This is a genomic window from Nonomuraea sp. NPDC049758 (assembly GCF_040674635.1).
Lineage (GTDB): Bacteria > Actinomycetota > Actinomycetes > Streptosporangiales > Streptosporangiaceae > Nonomuraea.
Map to the genome: position 1 here is coordinate 324,998 of NZ_JBFAMZ010000005.1, position 15,692 is coordinate 340,689.

Annotated in this window: 16 protein-coding genes; 7 read left to right on the forward strand and 9 right to left on the reverse strand. The window is 72.8% G+C overall.

Annotated elements, in window-relative coordinates; translation table 11 throughout:
• Nucleotides 1-75 precede the first annotated feature (75 nt).
• From AB0J46_RS15810 to mmuM, 3 genes are all read left to right on the forward strand, one after another.
• On the forward strand, nucleotides 76-816 hold the full coding sequence (locus AB0J46_RS15810) for a helix-turn-helix domain-containing protein (RefSeq protein WP_364331680.1): 741 nt from the start codon (nucleotides 76-78) through the stop codon (nucleotides 814-816).
• Nucleotides 813-3,314: a VIT domain-containing protein gene (locus AB0J46_RS15815; protein WP_364331682.1), complete on the forward strand. Its 2,502-nt coding sequence runs from the start codon at nucleotides 813-815 to the stop codon at nucleotides 3,312-3,314. Before AB0J46_RS15810 ends, AB0J46_RS15815 begins: the two co-directional genes overlap by 4 nt.
• 571 nt (nucleotides 3,315-3,885) lie before the next feature.
• The gene (gene mmuM, locus AB0J46_RS15820) at nucleotides 3,886-4,752 is read left to right on the forward strand and encodes a homocysteine S-methyltransferase (protein ID WP_352353249.1); all 867 of its coding nucleotides are present in this window, start codon (nucleotides 3,886-3,888) and stop codon (nucleotides 4,750-4,752) included.
• 186 nt (nucleotides 4,753-4,938) lie between these two features.
• Here the strand turns inward: mmuM and AB0J46_RS15825 are convergent, their stop codons facing one another.
• Nucleotides 4,939-5,367: a DoxX family protein gene (locus AB0J46_RS15825; protein WP_364331686.1), complete on the reverse strand. Its 429-nt coding sequence runs from the start codon at nucleotides 5,365-5,367 to the stop codon at nucleotides 4,939-4,941.
• Nucleotides 5,368-5,447: 80 nt separating this feature from the next.
• Between AB0J46_RS15825 and AB0J46_RS15830 the strand changes: the two genes are divergently transcribed.
• Nucleotides 5,448-5,903, forward strand: a complete 456-nt coding sequence (locus tag AB0J46_RS15830) for a MarR family transcriptional regulator (protein ID WP_364331689.1) — start codon at nucleotides 5,448-5,450, stop codon at nucleotides 5,901-5,903.
• Between the two features lie 56 nt (nucleotides 5,904-5,959).
• Here the strand turns inward: AB0J46_RS15830 and AB0J46_RS15835 are convergent, their stop codons facing one another.
• Nucleotides 5,960-6,667 (reverse strand): lysophospholipid acyltransferase family protein, encoded by a 708-nt coding sequence (locus AB0J46_RS15835; RefSeq protein ID WP_358294097.1) that lies wholly within the window; start codon nucleotides 6,665-6,667, stop codon nucleotides 5,960-5,962.
• A gap of 147 nt (nucleotides 6,668-6,814) precedes the next feature.
• On the opposite strand from AB0J46_RS15835, the gene AB0J46_RS15840 reads away from it, so the two are divergent.
• Together AB0J46_RS15840 and AB0J46_RS15845 are read left to right on the forward strand one after the other, a co-directional pair.
• Nucleotides 6,815-7,573: an alpha/beta fold hydrolase gene (locus AB0J46_RS15840; protein ID WP_357967798.1), complete on the forward strand. Its 759-nt coding sequence runs from the start codon at nucleotides 6,815-6,817 to the stop codon at nucleotides 7,571-7,573.
• A 46-nt stretch (nucleotides 7,574-7,619) separates the two neighbouring features.
• A complete protein-coding gene (locus tag AB0J46_RS15845) occupies nucleotides 7,620-8,090 on the forward strand; it encodes a hypothetical protein (RefSeq protein ID WP_364331693.1) in 471 nt (156 codons plus the stop codon).
• 9 nt (nucleotides 8,091-8,099) lie between these two features.
• On the opposite strand, the gene AB0J46_RS15850 is transcribed toward AB0J46_RS15845, so the two are convergent.
• The 7 genes from AB0J46_RS15850 to AB0J46_RS15880 all read right to left on the reverse strand — a co-directional run bounded on the left by AB0J46_RS15850 (nucleotide 8,100) and on the right by AB0J46_RS15880 (nucleotide 13,817).
• Entirely contained in the window at nucleotides 8,100-9,206 is a 1,107-nt protein-coding gene (locus AB0J46_RS15850; RefSeq protein ID WP_364331696.1) for a hypothetical protein, read from the reverse strand.
• A gap of 37 nt (nucleotides 9,207-9,243) precedes the next feature.
• Nucleotides 9,244-9,978, reverse strand: coding sequence for an endonuclease/exonuclease/phosphatase family protein (locus tag AB0J46_RS15855; RefSeq protein ID WP_364331699.1), 735 nt, complete (start codon nucleotides 9,976-9,978; stop codon nucleotides 9,244-9,246).
• Between the two features lie 13 nt (nucleotides 9,979-9,991).
• Nucleotides 9,992-10,924 carry an ROK family glucokinase gene (locus AB0J46_RS15860; protein ID WP_364331702.1) on the reverse strand — a complete coding sequence of 311 codons (933 nt, stop codon included), beginning with the start codon at nucleotides 10,922-10,924 and terminating at the stop codon, nucleotides 9,992-9,994.
• A gap of 13 nt (nucleotides 10,925-10,937) precedes the next feature.
• Nucleotides 10,938-11,345: a DUF5304 family protein gene (locus AB0J46_RS15865; protein ID WP_364331705.1), complete on the reverse strand. Its 408-nt coding sequence runs from the start codon at nucleotides 11,343-11,345 to the stop codon at nucleotides 10,938-10,940.
• Nucleotides 11,346-11,384: 39 nt separating this feature from the next.
• Complete coding sequence (locus tag AB0J46_RS15870) at nucleotides 11,385-12,548, reverse strand: ArsA family ATPase (protein ID WP_358294108.1); 1,164 nt, start codon at nucleotides 12,546-12,548, stop codon at nucleotides 11,385-11,387.
• Nucleotides 12,545-12,988, reverse strand: coding sequence for an SRPBCC family protein (locus tag AB0J46_RS15875; RefSeq protein ID WP_352353271.1), 444 nt, complete (start codon nucleotides 12,986-12,988; stop codon nucleotides 12,545-12,547). The genes AB0J46_RS15870 and AB0J46_RS15875 overlap by 4 nt, the downstream gene beginning before the upstream one ends.
• A 61-nt stretch (nucleotides 12,989-13,049) precedes the next feature.
• Nucleotides 13,050-13,817: a metallophosphoesterase gene (locus AB0J46_RS15880; RefSeq protein WP_364331709.1), complete on the reverse strand. Its 768-nt coding sequence runs from the start codon at nucleotides 13,815-13,817 to the stop codon at nucleotides 13,050-13,052.
• A gap of 128 nt (nucleotides 13,818-13,945) precedes the next feature.
• Here AB0J46_RS15880 and AB0J46_RS15885 point away from each other — a divergent pair, with 128 nt between their 5' ends.
• Nucleotides 13,946-15,691 carry an AMP-dependent synthetase/ligase gene (locus AB0J46_RS15885; RefSeq protein ID WP_364331712.1) on the forward strand — a complete coding sequence of 582 codons (1,746 nt, stop codon included), beginning with the start codon at nucleotides 13,946-13,948 and terminating at the stop codon, nucleotides 15,689-15,691.
• Nucleotide 15,692: the final 1 nt, after the last annotated feature.

A 15,692-nucleotide genomic window follows, 5' to 3' on the forward strand; every position in this document is an offset into this window, starting at 1 on the left:
AACGTCATCCGGGGGCGGATTCTTCCGATCTTTCCATCGTTGACAGTGTAATAGTGACAGTGTCATTGTGGAGGTATGAGCGACACCTGGACCATCGGCGAGCTGGCCGAGCATGCGGCGCGGGCGCTGCGCGCAGGCGCCCAGCCGGTCAACGGCCGGGTCCGCGACGTGCCCGGGGAACGCCTGATCCGGTGGTACACCACCATCGGCCTCGTGGACCCGCCCCTGACCCGGCGCGGCAGGATCGCCCGCTACGGCCGGCGGCACCTGCTGCAACTGGTGGCCGTCAAGCGCATGCAGGCGGCGGGGCACTCGATCGCCGAGATCCAGACGGCGCTGGCCGGCGCGACGAACGCCACGCTGGCGTCGGCCGCCGGGCTCGCCGACGTGCCGTCCGCGGGCGACGGGCGGGCGGTCCCTGGTTCTCCGCCGGACGGCCCGCGCTCGGCGGGGCCCGCGTCCGTCATCGCCACGACGACGAACGTGACGTCCGGCGGCGAGGCGAACGGGGCCTTCGACGGCCAGGCGCGCGCGGCTGGACGCCCGCCGGGCGGGCGGGCTACGGGCGGCGGCGAGCCGGGCCGCGAGAGGTTCTGGGCCGAGCGGCCGGTCCGCCGCGCCCCGGCCGGGAGCGAACGCCCCGCCGACGCCGAAGCGGGGCATGCCGGGGGCGGGCCGGCCGCGGGGGTCGTGCTCGCGGACGGGGTGCGCATTGTGTGGGACGGGGGGCGTCCTCCGTCCGAGGACGACGTTCAGGCGGTGCTGGCGGCGGCTGGGCCGCTGCTCGCGGTGCTCGTAGAGAGGAGACTGCTGTGAAGATCACTTCGCTGGAGCCCGCACGGTGCCTGCCGGTGCCGGAGGCCGGGTTCGGCGCGCTGCTGACCGAGCGCGGCAACCTGCCGCTGGACAGCGTGGACGTGCACGCCGACATCGCCGGGCTCGTCGCCGGGGTCGAGGTCGAGCAGGGGTTCCGCAACCCGTTCGACGTCACGCTGGAGGCGACCTACGTCTTCCCGCTGCCCGACCGGGCGGCGGTGACGGCCTTCAGGATGGAGGCCGACGACCGGGTCGTGGAGGGCGTGCTGAAGGAGCGCGGGCAGGCCAGGGCCGACTACGACCAGGCGCTGCGCGAGGGCAGGCGGGCGGCCATCGCCGAGGAGGACCGGCCCGACGTCTTCACCATCAGGGTGGGCAACATCCTGCCCGGCGAACGCGTCTCGATCAGGCTGACCATGAGCCAGCCCCTCCCCTACGAGGACGGCGCGGCGACCTTCCGGTTCCCGCTCGTCGTGGCCCCGCGGTACGTCCCGGGCACCCCGCTCGACGGCGACCCGGCGGGCTCCGGGGTGGCGCCGGACACCGACGCCGTCCCCGACGCGTCGAGGATCACGCCGCCGGTGCTGCTGCCCGGCTTCCCCAGCCCCGTGCGGCTCTCGCTCACCGCCCGCGTCGACGCCTCCGGGCTGGACCTGCGGGAGCTGGCCTCCAGCCTGCACGTGGTCGAGGAGGACGGCCACACCGTGCGCCTGCGTCCGGGCGAGCGCCTCGACCGTGACTTCATCCTGCGGCTGTCGTTCGAGGCGTCCACGTCCCTGCAGTTCGACGGGCGGGGCACGTTCGCGCTCACCGTCGTCCCGCCCGCCCTCCAGGCCGCCCGCGCGCCGCGGGACGTGGTGCTGGTGCTCGACCGTTCGGGCAGCATGGGCGGCTGGAAGATGGTCGCGGCGCGGCGGGCGGCGGCGCGCATCGTCGACACGCTGACCGCGCACGACCGCTTCAACGTGCTGACGTTCGACTCGGTGGTCGAGGCGGCGTTCGAGGGGCTGGTGGCGGCGTCCGACCGCAACCGGTACCGCGCGGTCGAGCACCTGGCGCGGGTCGACGCGCGCGGCGGCACCGAGCTGCTCGAACCGCTGCGCCGCGCCATCGCGCTCCTCGGCGCGCCCGGCGACAGGGAGCGGGTGGTGGTGCTGGTCACCGACGGCCAGGTGGGCAACGAGGACCAGATCCTGGAGCAGGCCGGCGGCGCGCTGTCGGCGATGCGGGTGCACACGGTCGGCATCGACCGGGCGGTGAACGCCGGCTTCCTCGGCCGGCTCGCCGGGCTGGGCGCCGGCCGGTGCGAGCTGGTGGAGTCCGAGGACCGGCTCGACGCGGCGATGGAGCAGATCCACCGCAGGATCGGCGCGCCGCTGGTGACGGACCTGTCCCTGAAGGGGCTGGAGACCGAGCCCGGCACCGTGACCCACCTCGGCTCGATCTTCCCCGGGGTCCCCCTCCGTGTGTACGGACGGTGCCGCGAGGGCGCCGAGGCCGTCACCGTGCGCGGCACGTCGGCCGGGGGGCCGTGGGAGGAGCGCGTCACGGGGGTGACCACCGCCAGTCCGGCCCTCCGCGCCGTCTGGGCCCGCGCCCACCTGCGCGAGCTGGAGGACCGGTACGCCATGGGCGAGCACGGGCTGGAGTCGCGGATCGTCGAGGTCTCGCTGGAGAACGGCGTTCTGTGCAGGTTCACGGCGTACGTGGCGATCGACACGAGGCAGGTGGCGGAGGGCGCGCCCGAGCACCGGGTGATCCAGCCGGTCGAGCCGCCCAGCGGGTGGGAGCTGCCGCCGAACCCGTCCATGGGCGGGGGGTTCGTGGCGCAGGCGATGACGATGGCGCGTCCCGCGAGTGCCGCCCGGATGATGCCGCCGGCCCCGCCGTCCTTCGACCAGGGCTTCGGCGCGCCGGCTCCGCTCGGCGGCCCCTCCCCGGCCGACGCCCCCTTCCCGGCCCCGCCCCTCACGGGCGGCCCTGCCGGTCCTGCGCCGTCCGCACCCGGCTCCGGTGGCGGCCCTGGGCATGGGGCTTCGCCCAAGTTCGCACCTCCGTCGTCGCCGCGTCCGGCGCACCGGCTGGAGTCGGTCAGGCCGCAGCTGAAGGCCGAACTGGACCGGCTCAGGGCGATGCGCGCACCGGACGCGCTGTACCTGGCCGACCTGGGCTCGCGTCTGGCGGCGCTGGCGGCGTACCTGGGCGGGAACGAGGCGCTGGCGACGCTGGCCCGGGAGCTGGAGGCGGCCGAACGTCCCGGCGCGGATCTCCGTGCCCTGCACGACCACGCCCTCGAAGCGCTGGCCACGCTCACCGGCACCCCCGCCGACCACGCCCCGACCGACCCCACTCTCCCGGACGCCCCCATCGCGCCGGGCGACCCACTCCCCAAGGACGGCCCACTCGCCCCCGGCGACCCTCTCCCCGAGGACGGCCCACTCGCCCCGGGCGACCCCGAGCCCGGCAAGCGCCACCGCCCCTTCTGGAAACGAGGCTGACACCCACCTGACACCCCGGCAGCGCTGCACCACCCGGCAGCGCTGCCACCTCCATCCATGAACGGTCCGACGCGGGAACGCGCCGCAGCGCGGCCCGGCGGCCGGCTGTGCGGCGGCGGGCAGTACCGCGGGGGCCGGGCGGCGGGCCGGCGGGGTGGGGCGGCTGGGTGGTGATCGACGGGGCTCGCGTTCAGGGACACATGTGGCGAATCGCTAATCGGCCACTAACGGGTCCAACCGTGCCGCACCGGACTTGGCGGTAGCGCCGTTTCCAGAACCGCCGTTTCCGCCAATGGCGGGGATTCTGTATTCTTTGCTGATTTCGCTGCCTAATTATCTGCAAGCCCGGCGTAATGGGCCGTGGCGGGCGTCCAGGGAACGACGGCACGCCATGACGGGCCCCGGCGCCGCGAACGACCCGGCGCACCCGCAAACCGGCGCGCGAATGCCCCCACGACCCATTATGAATTCCACGCCCGGCGATATCTCCGCCGCGATATTCAGCCGTCTCCGGGAAAAGGCGTGCCATTCCCATGTGCCACCATCCCCCGCGGCCTCCTATTCTGGACGGGTGAGCACACTCGTCCTGGACGGCGGCCTGTCCACGCATCTGGAGTCGCTCGGCGCGGATCTGCGCGACGAGCTCTGGTCGGCGCGCCTGCTGCTGGAGCAGCCCGAGCTCATCAGGCGGGTGCACGCCGACTACTACGCGGCGGGCGCCGACGTGGCGACCACGGCGAGCTACCAGGCCACCATCCCCGGCTTCCAGCGGCGCGGGCTCGACCGGTCCGAGGCCGAGCGGCTGATCAGGCTGTCGGTCGAGCTGGCCGGGCAGGCCCGCGACGAGGCCGGTCGCGGCCTGGTGGCGGCCTCGGTCGGCCCCTACGGCGCCTATCTGGCCAACGGCGCCGAGTACACCGGCGACTACGACCTCGACGAAGACGGCCTGCTGGCCTGGCACCGTCCGCGCTGGGAGATCCTGGCCGCCGCCGGCGCCGACCTGCTGGCCTGCGAGACGATCCCGTCCTACGCCGAGGCGCGGGCGCTGGCCGGGCTGCTGGCCTCCACGCCGGGGGTCAAGGCGTGGGTGAGCTTCTCCTGCCGCGACGCCGAGCGCATCAACGACGGCACCCCGATCGACCGGGCCGCCGCGCTGTTCTCCGGAAACCCGCAGGTGGTGGCGGTCGGCGTCAACTGCACGGCGCCGCGGCACATCCCCGGGCTGGTCGCCCGCCTGTCCGGCGGACTGCCCGTCGTGGTCTACCCGAACTCGGGCGAGACGTGGGACGCCGAGCAGCGCCGGTGGCTGGGCCTGTCCGACCCGGTGGAGTACGGCCTGGCCGCCAAGGAGTGGGAGCGCGCCGGGGCGTCGCTGATCGGCGGCTGCTGCCGCACCACCCCTGAGCACATCCGGCAGATCCGCGCCCACCTGACCTGACGCCCCAGTCCCGGGCCCTGGCCCGGGCCCGGTGAGACGTCACCGGTACACCCGACGCCCGACCGCCGTACAGACGAAGCCCCGACCGCAGGATCCCCCGCGCACGCCGTACGGACGACAGCAAAGACCGCAGGACCCCCACGCGTGGGCGCGCGAGGGTCGTGAGCGGCCGGAACGGGCGGGCCGCTAGGCGGTGGCCGGAGCCGTGGTGCGGCGGCGGCCGAGGAGGGCGTCGAGCGCCAGGGCGCCGCCGCCGGTGAATCCCACCGCCAGGCTCGCCGCCGCCAGCGCGAGGACGAACTCGTAGCCCCCTTCACCGGCCCCGAAGCCGCTGGAGCCGTGGACGAACACGATCGCCCCGATCATGTCGAGGGCCAGCAGCGTGCCCGCGATCGGCAGGGCGGCGCCGAGGATCAGCGCGATCCCGCCGGCCACCTCCAGCACCGCCACGGCCGGTGCGGCCACCCCGGCCAGGGGGATGCCCGCGGACTCGAAGAACTTCGTGGTGCCCGCGATGCCCATGTCGGCGAACTTCTGGTAGCCGTGCACCAGGAAGATCACGCCGATGGCGAGCCTGGCCAGCAGCAGGGCGATGGGACGCGCCTGGTCGATCATGGACCCTCCAAGGGAGTCGTTCAGATTTGAACAACCACTCTACCGGTAGTTCAAATCTGAACAACAAGTACACTTGGGACGTGACGGACACCCGCTGGCTCGACGAGACGGAGATGGCCGCCTGGCGCGCCTTCCTGTCGGCCTCCCATCTGCTCGAACGGCGCATCGAGGAGCAGCTCAAGGCCGCGGCGGGGCTGACGCACCCGCAGTACGAGATCCTCGTGCGGTTGTCGGCCGCCCCCGAGCGCCGGATGCGCATGACCGAGCTGGCCCGGGGCGTGGTGGTGTCGAAGAGCGCGCTGACGTACCAGATCACGCAGCTGGAGAAGGCGGGGCTGGTGGAGCGCACCACGTGCCCCTCCGACGACCGCGGGGTGCTGGCGGTGCTCACGGAGGCGGGCGAGCGCTGCCTGGAACGCGTCGCTCCCGGGCACGTGGAGGTCGTGCGGGACTACCTGATCGACCGGCTCACCCGGGCGGAGCTGACCTCACTGACCAGCGCGATGACGAAAAGCGAGCAGGCCCTCAGAAGCTGACCGCGAAGGCGCAGGGAACCGGCCGGAAAACGGCCGGCCGGAAAACGGGCAGGCCCTCAGGAGCCGGTCTTGGCGGCGGCGCGGCGGGCGCGTTCCATCTCGACCCGGGCGCTGGCGGCGTACTTGTCGACGTACTCCTGGCCGGACAGCTCCATCAGCGCGTACATGATCTCGTCGGTGACCGCGCGCAGGACCAGCCGGTCGTCCTCCATGCCGTAGTAGCGGGAGAAGTCGAGCGGCTTGCCGAACCGGACGCCCGGCCGGATGCCGAGCTTGGGGAACAGCCGCCCGGGCGGCATCATCTCGTACGTGTTGACCATCGCCCACGGGATGACCGGCACCCGCGACTCCAGCGCCAGCCGGGCCACGCCGGTCTTGCCCTTGTAGAGGCGGCCGTCGGGCGAACGGGTGCCCTCGGGGTAGATGCCGAGGACGTCTCCCTCGCGCAGGATGCGCAGGCCGGTGCGGAGCGCGGCCTCGCTGGCCTTGCCGCCGGAGCGGTCGATCGGCACCGTGCCGACGCCGCTGAAGAACAGCCGGGTGAAGAAGCCCTTGATGCCGGTGCCGGTGAAGTAGTCGGCCTTGCCGAGCGAGATCACCTTGCGGCGGATCTGCAGCGGGCCGAAGAAGTGGTCGGCGAAGGAGAGGTGGTTTCCGGCCAGGATCGCGGGACCCTGCTTGGGTACGTTGTCCCCGCCCTCCGTCCACGGGCGGAAGAGCATGAGGATCGGCTTCAAGATGGCCTTGACCACCCAGTAGAACACCCGGCCACCTCTTCCCCAGGACATCGTGATTGAGCAGAGTCATCTTCCCATCCCTGGCGAGATGCAACTACACCAGCTCTCGCACAATCACCCCTGAACGTGCGACGATCGGGCAGTTCCGGGATGAAATTGCGTCAAGGAGCTGTTATGCCGCTCATGCCAGGCGCGGAGCCCTACCACCACCGAGCGGGTCAGGTCGGTGTGCTGCTGTGCCATGGGTTCACCGGCACGCCGCAGTCGCTGCGGCCCTGGGCCGAGTACCTGGCGGGCCATGGGGTCAGCGTCTCGCTGCCCCGCCAGCCGGGGCACGGCACCACATGGCAGGAGATGAACCGCACCCGCTGGGAAGACTGGTACGCCGAGGTGGAGAAGGCGTTCGCCGACCTCCAGGGGCGCTGCTCGGAGCTGTTCGTGGCGGGCCTGTCGCTGGGCGGCTGCCTGGCGCTGCGGCTGGCCGAGGTGCACGGGGACGCGGTCAGGGGCGTGGTGGTGGTCAACCCGTCCATCGCCAGTGACGTGCCGCTGCTGAGGCTGGCGCCGCTGCTGAAGTGGTTCCTGCCGTCGGTGCCCGGCGTCGCCAACGACGTCAAGAAGCCCGGCGTGACCGAGCTGGCCTACGCCCGCACGCCCGTCAAGGCGGCCGCGTCGCTGCCGGGGCTGTGGTCACTGGTGCAGGCCGACCTGGCGAAGGTCACCCAGCCGCTGCTGGTCTTCCACAGCCGCGACGACCACGTGGTGAAACCGACGAGTGTGGCGATCATTCGCCAGAAGGTCCCGCAGGCCACGATCGAGGAGCTCACGGACAGCTACCATGTTGCGACGCTTGACAACGATGCCGACAGGATCTTTGCCGGTAGCCTCGACTTCATCCGGACACATGCCTCGGTACCCTTGCAGAGGGACTGATCGCACCCAGGGGGAAGTCGCGATCGCTGCGGAGAGGCCCATCTAGGTGACGCCCCAGAGTGACGAGGACGAGGTCTGGCGGCAGATCGTCGCGTCCTTCAACGACACAGCCGAGCGCGACTCGGCCGACCAGCCATGGCCGGACAGCGAGAACGTGCCCGCCGAGCCCACCCGCAGGGTGGTCAAACCGTCCGAGGAGCCCGAACTCGACCAGGACGCGCCCGACCGCGACGACCGCCACGAACCCGCCCGCGACGACGACGAGGACGAGGGGCACTTCGAGCCGCCTCCCCCGCCGCCGCTGCCCAAGCTCGACCTGCCCACCAAGCTCGCCTGGGTGGCGCTGTTCGGCGGGCCCGCCTACCTGCTGGTGGCGGCGATGGCCAGCTGGCAGATGGAGGGGTGGGCGCTGTTCACCGCGGTGGCGGCGTTCATCGGCGGGTTCGTGGCGCTGGTCGTGCGGATGGGCGACGGCCCGCCCAACGACTCCGGCTGGGACGACGGCGCCGTCCTGTAGCCCGGCCCGCTACGACTTGGCCGTGGTGGTGCGGGGGGCGAAGGACTCCACGACGTCGGTGTAGCGGTCGGCCGCGTCGACGGCGTGGCCGACCGCCCACAGCGCCCCCTTGCCGGCCAGGTAGGCCACCGCCTGGAGGCGTACGCTGCTGCGGCCCTTCTCCGCGGCGCCGCGGATGATCTGGCAGGCGTCCTTCTCGCAGCGCATCACGAACGGCTGGGCCGCCTGCTCCGGGTCGTAGCCGGTCATCCAGTAGCGGCCCTTGCCGTCGCCGGTGACGCCGTAGAGGCGGGCGCCGGTGGCCGGGATCGCCAGGCGCTGCCAGCGCTTGCCGTTCCAGGTGAGCACGAGCGGCGAGATCTCGCCGGGACCGTGGTAGACCCCGCCGACGGCCACCGCCCGCTTGGAGCTGTCGACCTGGATGTCACGCAGGTAGCCGCCGGGGACGGCGGGCACGGACATCGACTTCCAGGCCCCCGACGTGTAGTGCATGATCAGCGGCGCGCCGCCGGTGTCGCCGACGGCGAAGCCCGAGGCGACCGCGTAGAGCGCGCCCTTCTCCTTGGTCTGCTGGACGGTCCAGGTGTTGCCCTGGCCGGTGAGGACGAGCCCGGACTTCTCCCGGCTGCCGACCGCGACCACCCGGCCCGGCTTGGCGTCGATGCCGCCCAGCCAGTCGCCGGCGTGCAGCCCCTGTGGCCGGACCCGGTCGAAGCCGGTGACATCGCCGTGGGCCAGATAGGGCAGGCCGTCGTGGCCGTCGCCGACCGCCCACACGTCGGAGGCGCCGGCGGCGGCCAGGCCGCGCAGGTTGCCCGCGGCGGTGGCGTCGCGCACGGCCACCTCGTTCCAGCTGCTGCCGTTCCAGTGGCGGATCGTGCCGCGGTTCTTCCAGACGTCCCAGATCTCCTGCTGGCCGACCGCCCACACGTCGCCCGGCGAGACGGCGAGCACGTCGGAGAGCGAGCCGTCCGCGTCGAGGCGCGCGCTCGTCGACTTCTGCCACGCCTCGGCGGCGGGGCGGGGCTCGGCATGCGCGGCGGGCGTGACCTGCGGCAAGGCCACGGACGTCGCCAGAAGGACGGAGAGCGCACGCCGCTGAGAGCGACGGGTCATGAACAAATGCTACGGGCTGGCCCGGGCGGCTCGCCCGTCAGAGTCCAACCTGCAACTCGGCGAGCACCGGCAGATGGTCGCTGGCCCCGGCCAGATCGGCGTTCCCGGCCGCCACTCCCCCGCAGGACAGGACGCGTGCCTCGCGCGCGGCGAACACCGCGTCGATGCGCTCGGCGGGCCGCGCGGCGGGGAAGGTCAGCCCGTCGCCCGCGGGCGCGACGGCGTGGCAGTCGGACAGCCGGGCGGCCAGGAGACGCCAGGCCGGCTGGTGCCCCCGCTCGTTGACGTCGGCGCCGACCACGACGGCGGCGTCGTGCGCGGCGGCCGCCCGTTCCATGAGGGACATGGCCTCGCCCGCGTGCCGCAGCCGGGCGGCGAGGTGCAGGTCGAGGTGGAGCGAGCCGACGGCCAGCCGCGCGCCGCCGATCTCGACGACGGCGACGGCCAGCACCCGGCGTTCCAGGCCGGGGAACGCCTTGAGCCGGTGCAGCCGCGCCTCCAGCACCCGGGCCCGCGGCCCGGCCAGCACGCACACGCCGCCGGCGCGTCCCGGCGTGGCCACGCGCAGGCCGCCGGCCTCGGCCAGGGCCCGGCGCCTGGCCCGCCACCGGGCGAACCTCGGCGCCTCCTGGACGCACACCAGGTCGGCCCGCATGGCGGCGAGCACCCGGCGCAGCGCGGGCACGTCGTCGCGCATGCTGCGCACGTTGTACGAGGCGATCCTGACCAGCACGCCGTCGCGCATGCCCCGCGTGCCGGACGAGGGAGCCACGGCCGGCACGCGGCTAGCGCCGCCTGGCCAGGTCGGCAGCCCCGACCACCCCCGCCGACGCGCCCAGCTCGGCCAGCCGGATGTCGGCGAGCGGCCGGTGGCCGTGGCCGGTGAGCTGCCTGGCGAACACCTCGCGGGCCTCGTCGAGGAACAGGTCGGCGGCCCGGGAGACGCCGCCGCCGACGATGAAGCAGCCGGGGTCGAGCACGGCGGCCAGGTCGGCCATGCCCTGCCCGAGCCAGTCGGCCAGGCTGCGGAAGGCGGCCAGCGAGGCCTTGTCGCCCAGCCGGGCGGCCTCGGTCACCTCTTCGCCCTCGATCCGGCCGCCGGCCAGGCCGAGCAGGATCTCGGCGCGGTCGGGCTGCCGGGCGGCGATCTCCCTGGCCTCCTTGACCAGGGCCTGGCCGCTGGCGTACTGCTCCCAGCAGCCGATGTTGCCGCAGCCGCACACCCGTCCGTCGGGCACGACCTGCATGTGACCGAGCTCGGCGCCCATGCCCCAGCGGCCGCGGTAGAGGGCGCCGTCGATGACGATGCCGCCGCCGATGCCGGTGCCGAGCGTCAGGCAGACCACGTGGGACTGGCCGCGCCCGGCGCCGAACCTGGTTTCGCCCCAGGCCATGGCGTTGGCGTCGTTCTCGATCACGACGGGCAGGCCGACCAGGTCGCCGATCTTCTTCTGCAGCGGCTCCTCGCGCCAGGCGAGGTTGGGGGCGAAGCGCACGATCGAGCGGGTCTCGTCGACGAACCCGGCCGCGCCGACGCCGACCGCCTCGACGTCCCTGCCCTGCGACAGCTCGCGGACGACGTCCGCGACCGTGTCGGCGACCACGTCGGGCCGGTCGGCCGCGGTCGGCCTGAGCGTGTGTTCGACGATCTCGCCGTTGTCGTCGACCACGCCCGCGGCGACCTTGGTACCGCCGATGTCGACACCGATCGTGAGCATGCCGCGTGTCTCCCTATCCCAGATCTATGTGTTCCACGTCGCCGCGATCGCGGTCACGGGTGTCGCGCGGCCCGCGGGGGGCGGGCCTGCTCAGCGCGTCGAACGCCCCGCGCACCGCGGCGAACAGCTCGCCGCCCGCGGCCACCAGGTGGCCGGTCACGTCGGAGCCCGACTCCCGCTGCGCCGCGATCGCCCGGCACACCGGGCAGGCGCGGCAGATGTACTCGTCGTGGGGCTCGGACACCGCCTCGCTCCACACGTCCCGCTCCTTGCGGGCGCCGCCGCCCGTGAAGGAGTTGTAGACGGTCTTGCCGACCTGGCGCGTGGCGCGCCCCTGGATCGTCTCGAACAGCTTGCGCGCCTCGTCGGCCACGGTGCCGATGGGGTCCCTGCTGGGATCTCTGTCGTTGTTCTCGGTCATCTGGCCCTCCCTGCGTATGGTTCGCTCATCCTGCTCAACTCATTCGGAGCCGGATTCGCTCCCCACACTGAACCGTATTCTCAGCGCGCCGTCGCGGAGCACGGCGGAGCCGATCTTCCTGCGGGCCAGCGCCGCGGGCAGCGCCAGGATCCTGCGGTACGGGCCGGCGGTGATGATGAGCTCGTCGCCCTTGCGGGCCAGGTCGACGTCGTCGTGGTCGGCGCCGGGCAGGGCGAGCGTCAGCTCGTCGGCGCTCAGCCGCAGCGGCGGCTCGACGGCGGGCGCCGCGAACGGGTCGGTGTCCCCGTAGACGGAGGCGCCCACCTCGGCCAGCGCGCGCCGGCCGACCGGCTCTGCGGGCAGGTACGGAACGGTGTGGACGGGCAGCGGCGCGAAGGACTCCTCGGCCTCGGCCAGCAGCCTGGCCTGGGCGCTCACCCAGTTGGCCCGCCACTCGTCGGCGCCGCCGGCCGGGAAGACGCGGTTGGCGATGACCGCGTCGACGCGGTATCCGTACAGGTTGAGCGAGGTGAGGGTGCGCCTGGCCTCGGCGAGCACCACGGCCTCGGGGGTGAGCACGAGCCGCACGGACGCGCTGTCGCCGGTGAGCAGCTCGCGCACCTCCATCAGCCCGCGGTGGAAGCGTTCGGCGGCGTTCATGACGTCGTCGCCCGGCGCGCTGACCCGGGCCACGCTGCGCATGAACGGCGAGACGACCTTGACCAGCTTGCGGCCGACCGGCATGAGCCTGGTGACGTGCCAGTCGAGCGCCTCGGGCAGGGCCAGCAGCCGCAGCGTCTCGGCGGTGGGGGCGCAGTCGATGACGATGACGTCCCAGGCGCCGTGGCGGGCGTGCTCGCGCAGTTCGAGCAGGGCGATCACCTCCTCGGCGCCGGGCAGCACGGTGATCTCCTCGGAGGTGATCTCGTCGAGGCCCAGCTCGGTGAGCACGCCCCTGGCGTAGTGCTGCAGGTCGCCCCAGTGACGCTCCAGCGTCTTCTGCGTGTCGACCTGGTGCAGGTGGAGGCCCGGCGCGATCTCGCCGGGCTCGACGGCGAGCGCGTCGGCCAGCGAGTGGGCGGTGTCGGTGGAGACGATCAGCGTCTTGAGCCCGCGTTCGGCGGCCAGCGTGGCGGTCGCGGCGGCGGCGGTGGTCTTGCCCACGCCGCCCTTGCCGGTGAAGAGCAGGACCCGGGGGCTCACCGGGTACGGCCCTCGACGCGCTTCTTCAGCCCCTTGAGCGCGGTGTCCACGATCACCTTCTCGGCCTTGCGCTTGATCATCCCGATCATGGGCACCGTGAGGTCGACGGTGAGCTCGTACGTCACGTCGGTGCCACTGCCCGTCTCGGCGAGCTGGTAACTTCCGCGCAGGTCGCCGACCATCTTGCCCGGCTCGACCACCTGCCAGCGCACGTTGTCGTCGCCGTCCCAGGTGTAGGCCAGGGTGTAGGTGTCGTTGATCACGCCCGCGTCGAGGACGAACCGCACCTGCTCGGGCCGCCCGTCGGCGCCCGTACTGACGACCTCGGCGCGCTTGATCGATCCGGCCCATTCGGGATAGGCGGGGAAGTCGGCGATGACCGCCATGACCTCTGCGCGGCCGGCGCCGATGGTGGTGCTCGAAGTGGTGCGATCAGCCATGCGACCACCGTAATGCAGAATCCGCCCGTTGCGGCGGAGCGCCGGTCACGGGCCGCCCGGCTCACCATTCCAGGACGAACGGCTCACCTCTCCCGCGGAAGTGGCCGACGTTCACGCACTCGGTGCGGCCGACCCGGGCGCGGCGGTGGAGGGGCTGGTGGACGTGGCCGAACAGGGCGTAACGCGGCTGGGTGCGCCGGATGGCCGCCAGCGTGGCCTCGCTGCCGCGCTCGAAGCGCCTGGCCACGACGTCGTAGAGCAGCTCGGGCAGGGCGGGCGGGATGTGGCAGCACAGCACGTCGACCTCGCCGATCGCCTCGACCTTGGCGGCGTACTCCTCGTCGCCGATCTCGTACGGGGTGCGGTAGGGGGTCTTGAGGCCGCCGCCGACGAAGCCGAAGCGCAGGCCGCCGATCTCCACCACCTCGCCGTCGAGCACCTGATGGCCCGGTTTGAGGTAGTCGGGCCACAGGCGGGGAATGTCCACGTTGCCGTAGGTGAGGTAGGCGGGGGTGGGCATGGCGGCGAAGAGGGTGGCGTACTGGGCGCGCACGTTGCGCTCGATGTGCTCGCGCGGGTCGCCGTCGAGGGTGGCCCACAGCCGCGCCGACATGGCCCTGGCCTCCTCGAAGCGCTTGGCCGTGCGCAGGGCGATGAACTCGGCGGCCCGCTCCGCGCCGAACAGGTCGGCGAAGATGCCGTTGGCGTGGTCGTCGTAGTCGATGAAGAGGATCAGGTCGCCCAGGCACACCAGCGCGTCGGCGCCCTCGCCCGCGCGGGCCAGCGCGTCGGCCCTGCCGTGCACGTCACTCACCACGTGGACCCTCATGGGGAAATCCTAGGTGGGACGGCTGCTAGCGTGATGAACGCCCTTCATAACGCTCCCATGACGATGCTACCGGCGCGTAACTTAAGGCGGTAACGTCCAGGCGGTCCCCGTAGAGGAGTTGAAAGTTCGTGCGCGAGTACAGCGTCCCCGTCCTGGTCGATGTGCCTGCCTCAGCAAGCCTGCCGGACACGGTCTTCGACCGGGCCGAGCGGGAGCCCGGCACCGTGATCATGCGCCGCAAGACCGACGACGGCTGGCCCGTCGTGACCGCGGGCGAGTTCCGCGACCAGGTGGTCGAGGTGGCCAGGGGGCTCATCGCGGCCGGGATCGAGCACGGCGACCGGGTCGCGCTGATGTCGCGCACGCGTTACGAGTGGACGCTGGTCGACTACGCCCTCTGGTCCGTCGGCGCGGTCACCGTCCCCATCTACGAGACCTCGTCGGTGGAGCAGGTCCGGTGGATCCTGGCCGACAGCGAGGCCAAGGCGGCCTTCGTCGAGCTCGACGCGCACGAGGAGACCGTCCGCGAGGCCGCGCCCGAGCTGAAGGCCGTCTGGCGGGTCGAGGGGCGGCTCGACGCGGAGGGCGTGCCCGGCTCGGCCGTGGAGGAGCGCAGGAAGAAGGTCGTCGCCGCCGACCTGGCCACCATCGTCTACACCTCGGGCACCACCGGCCGTCCCAAGGGCTGCCGGATCACCCACGACAACCTGCTGTTCACCGCGCTCAACGTGCTGCGCGGGCCGCTCGACCGGCTGTTCAGCTCGAAGGACCCGGCGGCGCTGCTGTTCCTGCCGCTCGCGCACATCTTCGCGCGGATGATCCAGGTGGTGCTGGTCGAGGCCGGCGCGGTCATGGCGCACACCCCGAACATGAAGAACGTCGCCCCCGACCTCCAGGACTTCAAGCCGACGTTCCTGCTGGGCGTGCCGCGCGTGTTCGAGAAGGTCTACAACGGCGCCGAGCAGAAGGCCGCCGCGGGCGGCAAGGGCAAGATCTTCGCCCGCGCCGTCGACGTGGCGGTGGCCTGGAGCAAGGCGGAGGCGTCCGGCGGCGCGCCGTTCGGCCTGCGGCTGCGTCACATGCTGTTCGACCGGCTGGTCTACGCCAAGCTGCGGGCGGCCACCGGCGGCCGGCTGTCGGCCGCCGTCTCCGGCGGCTCGGCGCTCGGCGACCGGCTCGGCCACTTCTTCCGGGGCGTCGGCATCGAGGTCTTCGAGGGCTACGGCCTGACCGAGACCTCCGCCCCCATCTCGGTCAACATGCCGGGCGGGAACAAGATCGGCACGGTCGGCAAGCCGCTGCCCGGCGTCTCGGTCCGCATCGGCGACGACGGCGAGATCCTGGCCAAGGGCCGCAACGTCTTCCACGGCTACTGGAAGAACGACGCCGCCACCGCCGAGGCGGTCGACGCCGACGGCTGGTACCGCACGGGCGACGTGGGCGAGCTCGACGCCGACGGCTACCTGCGCATCACCGGCCGCAAGAAGGAGATCCTGGTGACGGCCGCGGGCAAGAACGTCGCCCCCGGCCCGCTGGAGGACGCGCTGCGCGCGCACCCGCTGGTGTCCCAGGCCATGATCGTCGGCGAGGGCCGTCCGTTCGTCGCCGCGCTGGTCACGCTCGACCCCGAGGCGACGCCCGCCGGCCGCAGCGCGGCCGAGCTGCGCACCGACCCGGCGATCCTGGCGCAGGTGCAGGAGGCCGTCGACCGGGCCAACGGCACGGTGTCGAAGGCCGAGCAGATCAAGAAGTTCACGATCCTCGACACCGACCTCACCGAGGAGAGCGGCCACCTGACGCCCACGCTGAAGGTCAAGCGCAACCTGGTGATGCGCGACTACGCCAAGGAGATCGACGAGCTCTACGGCCACTAGC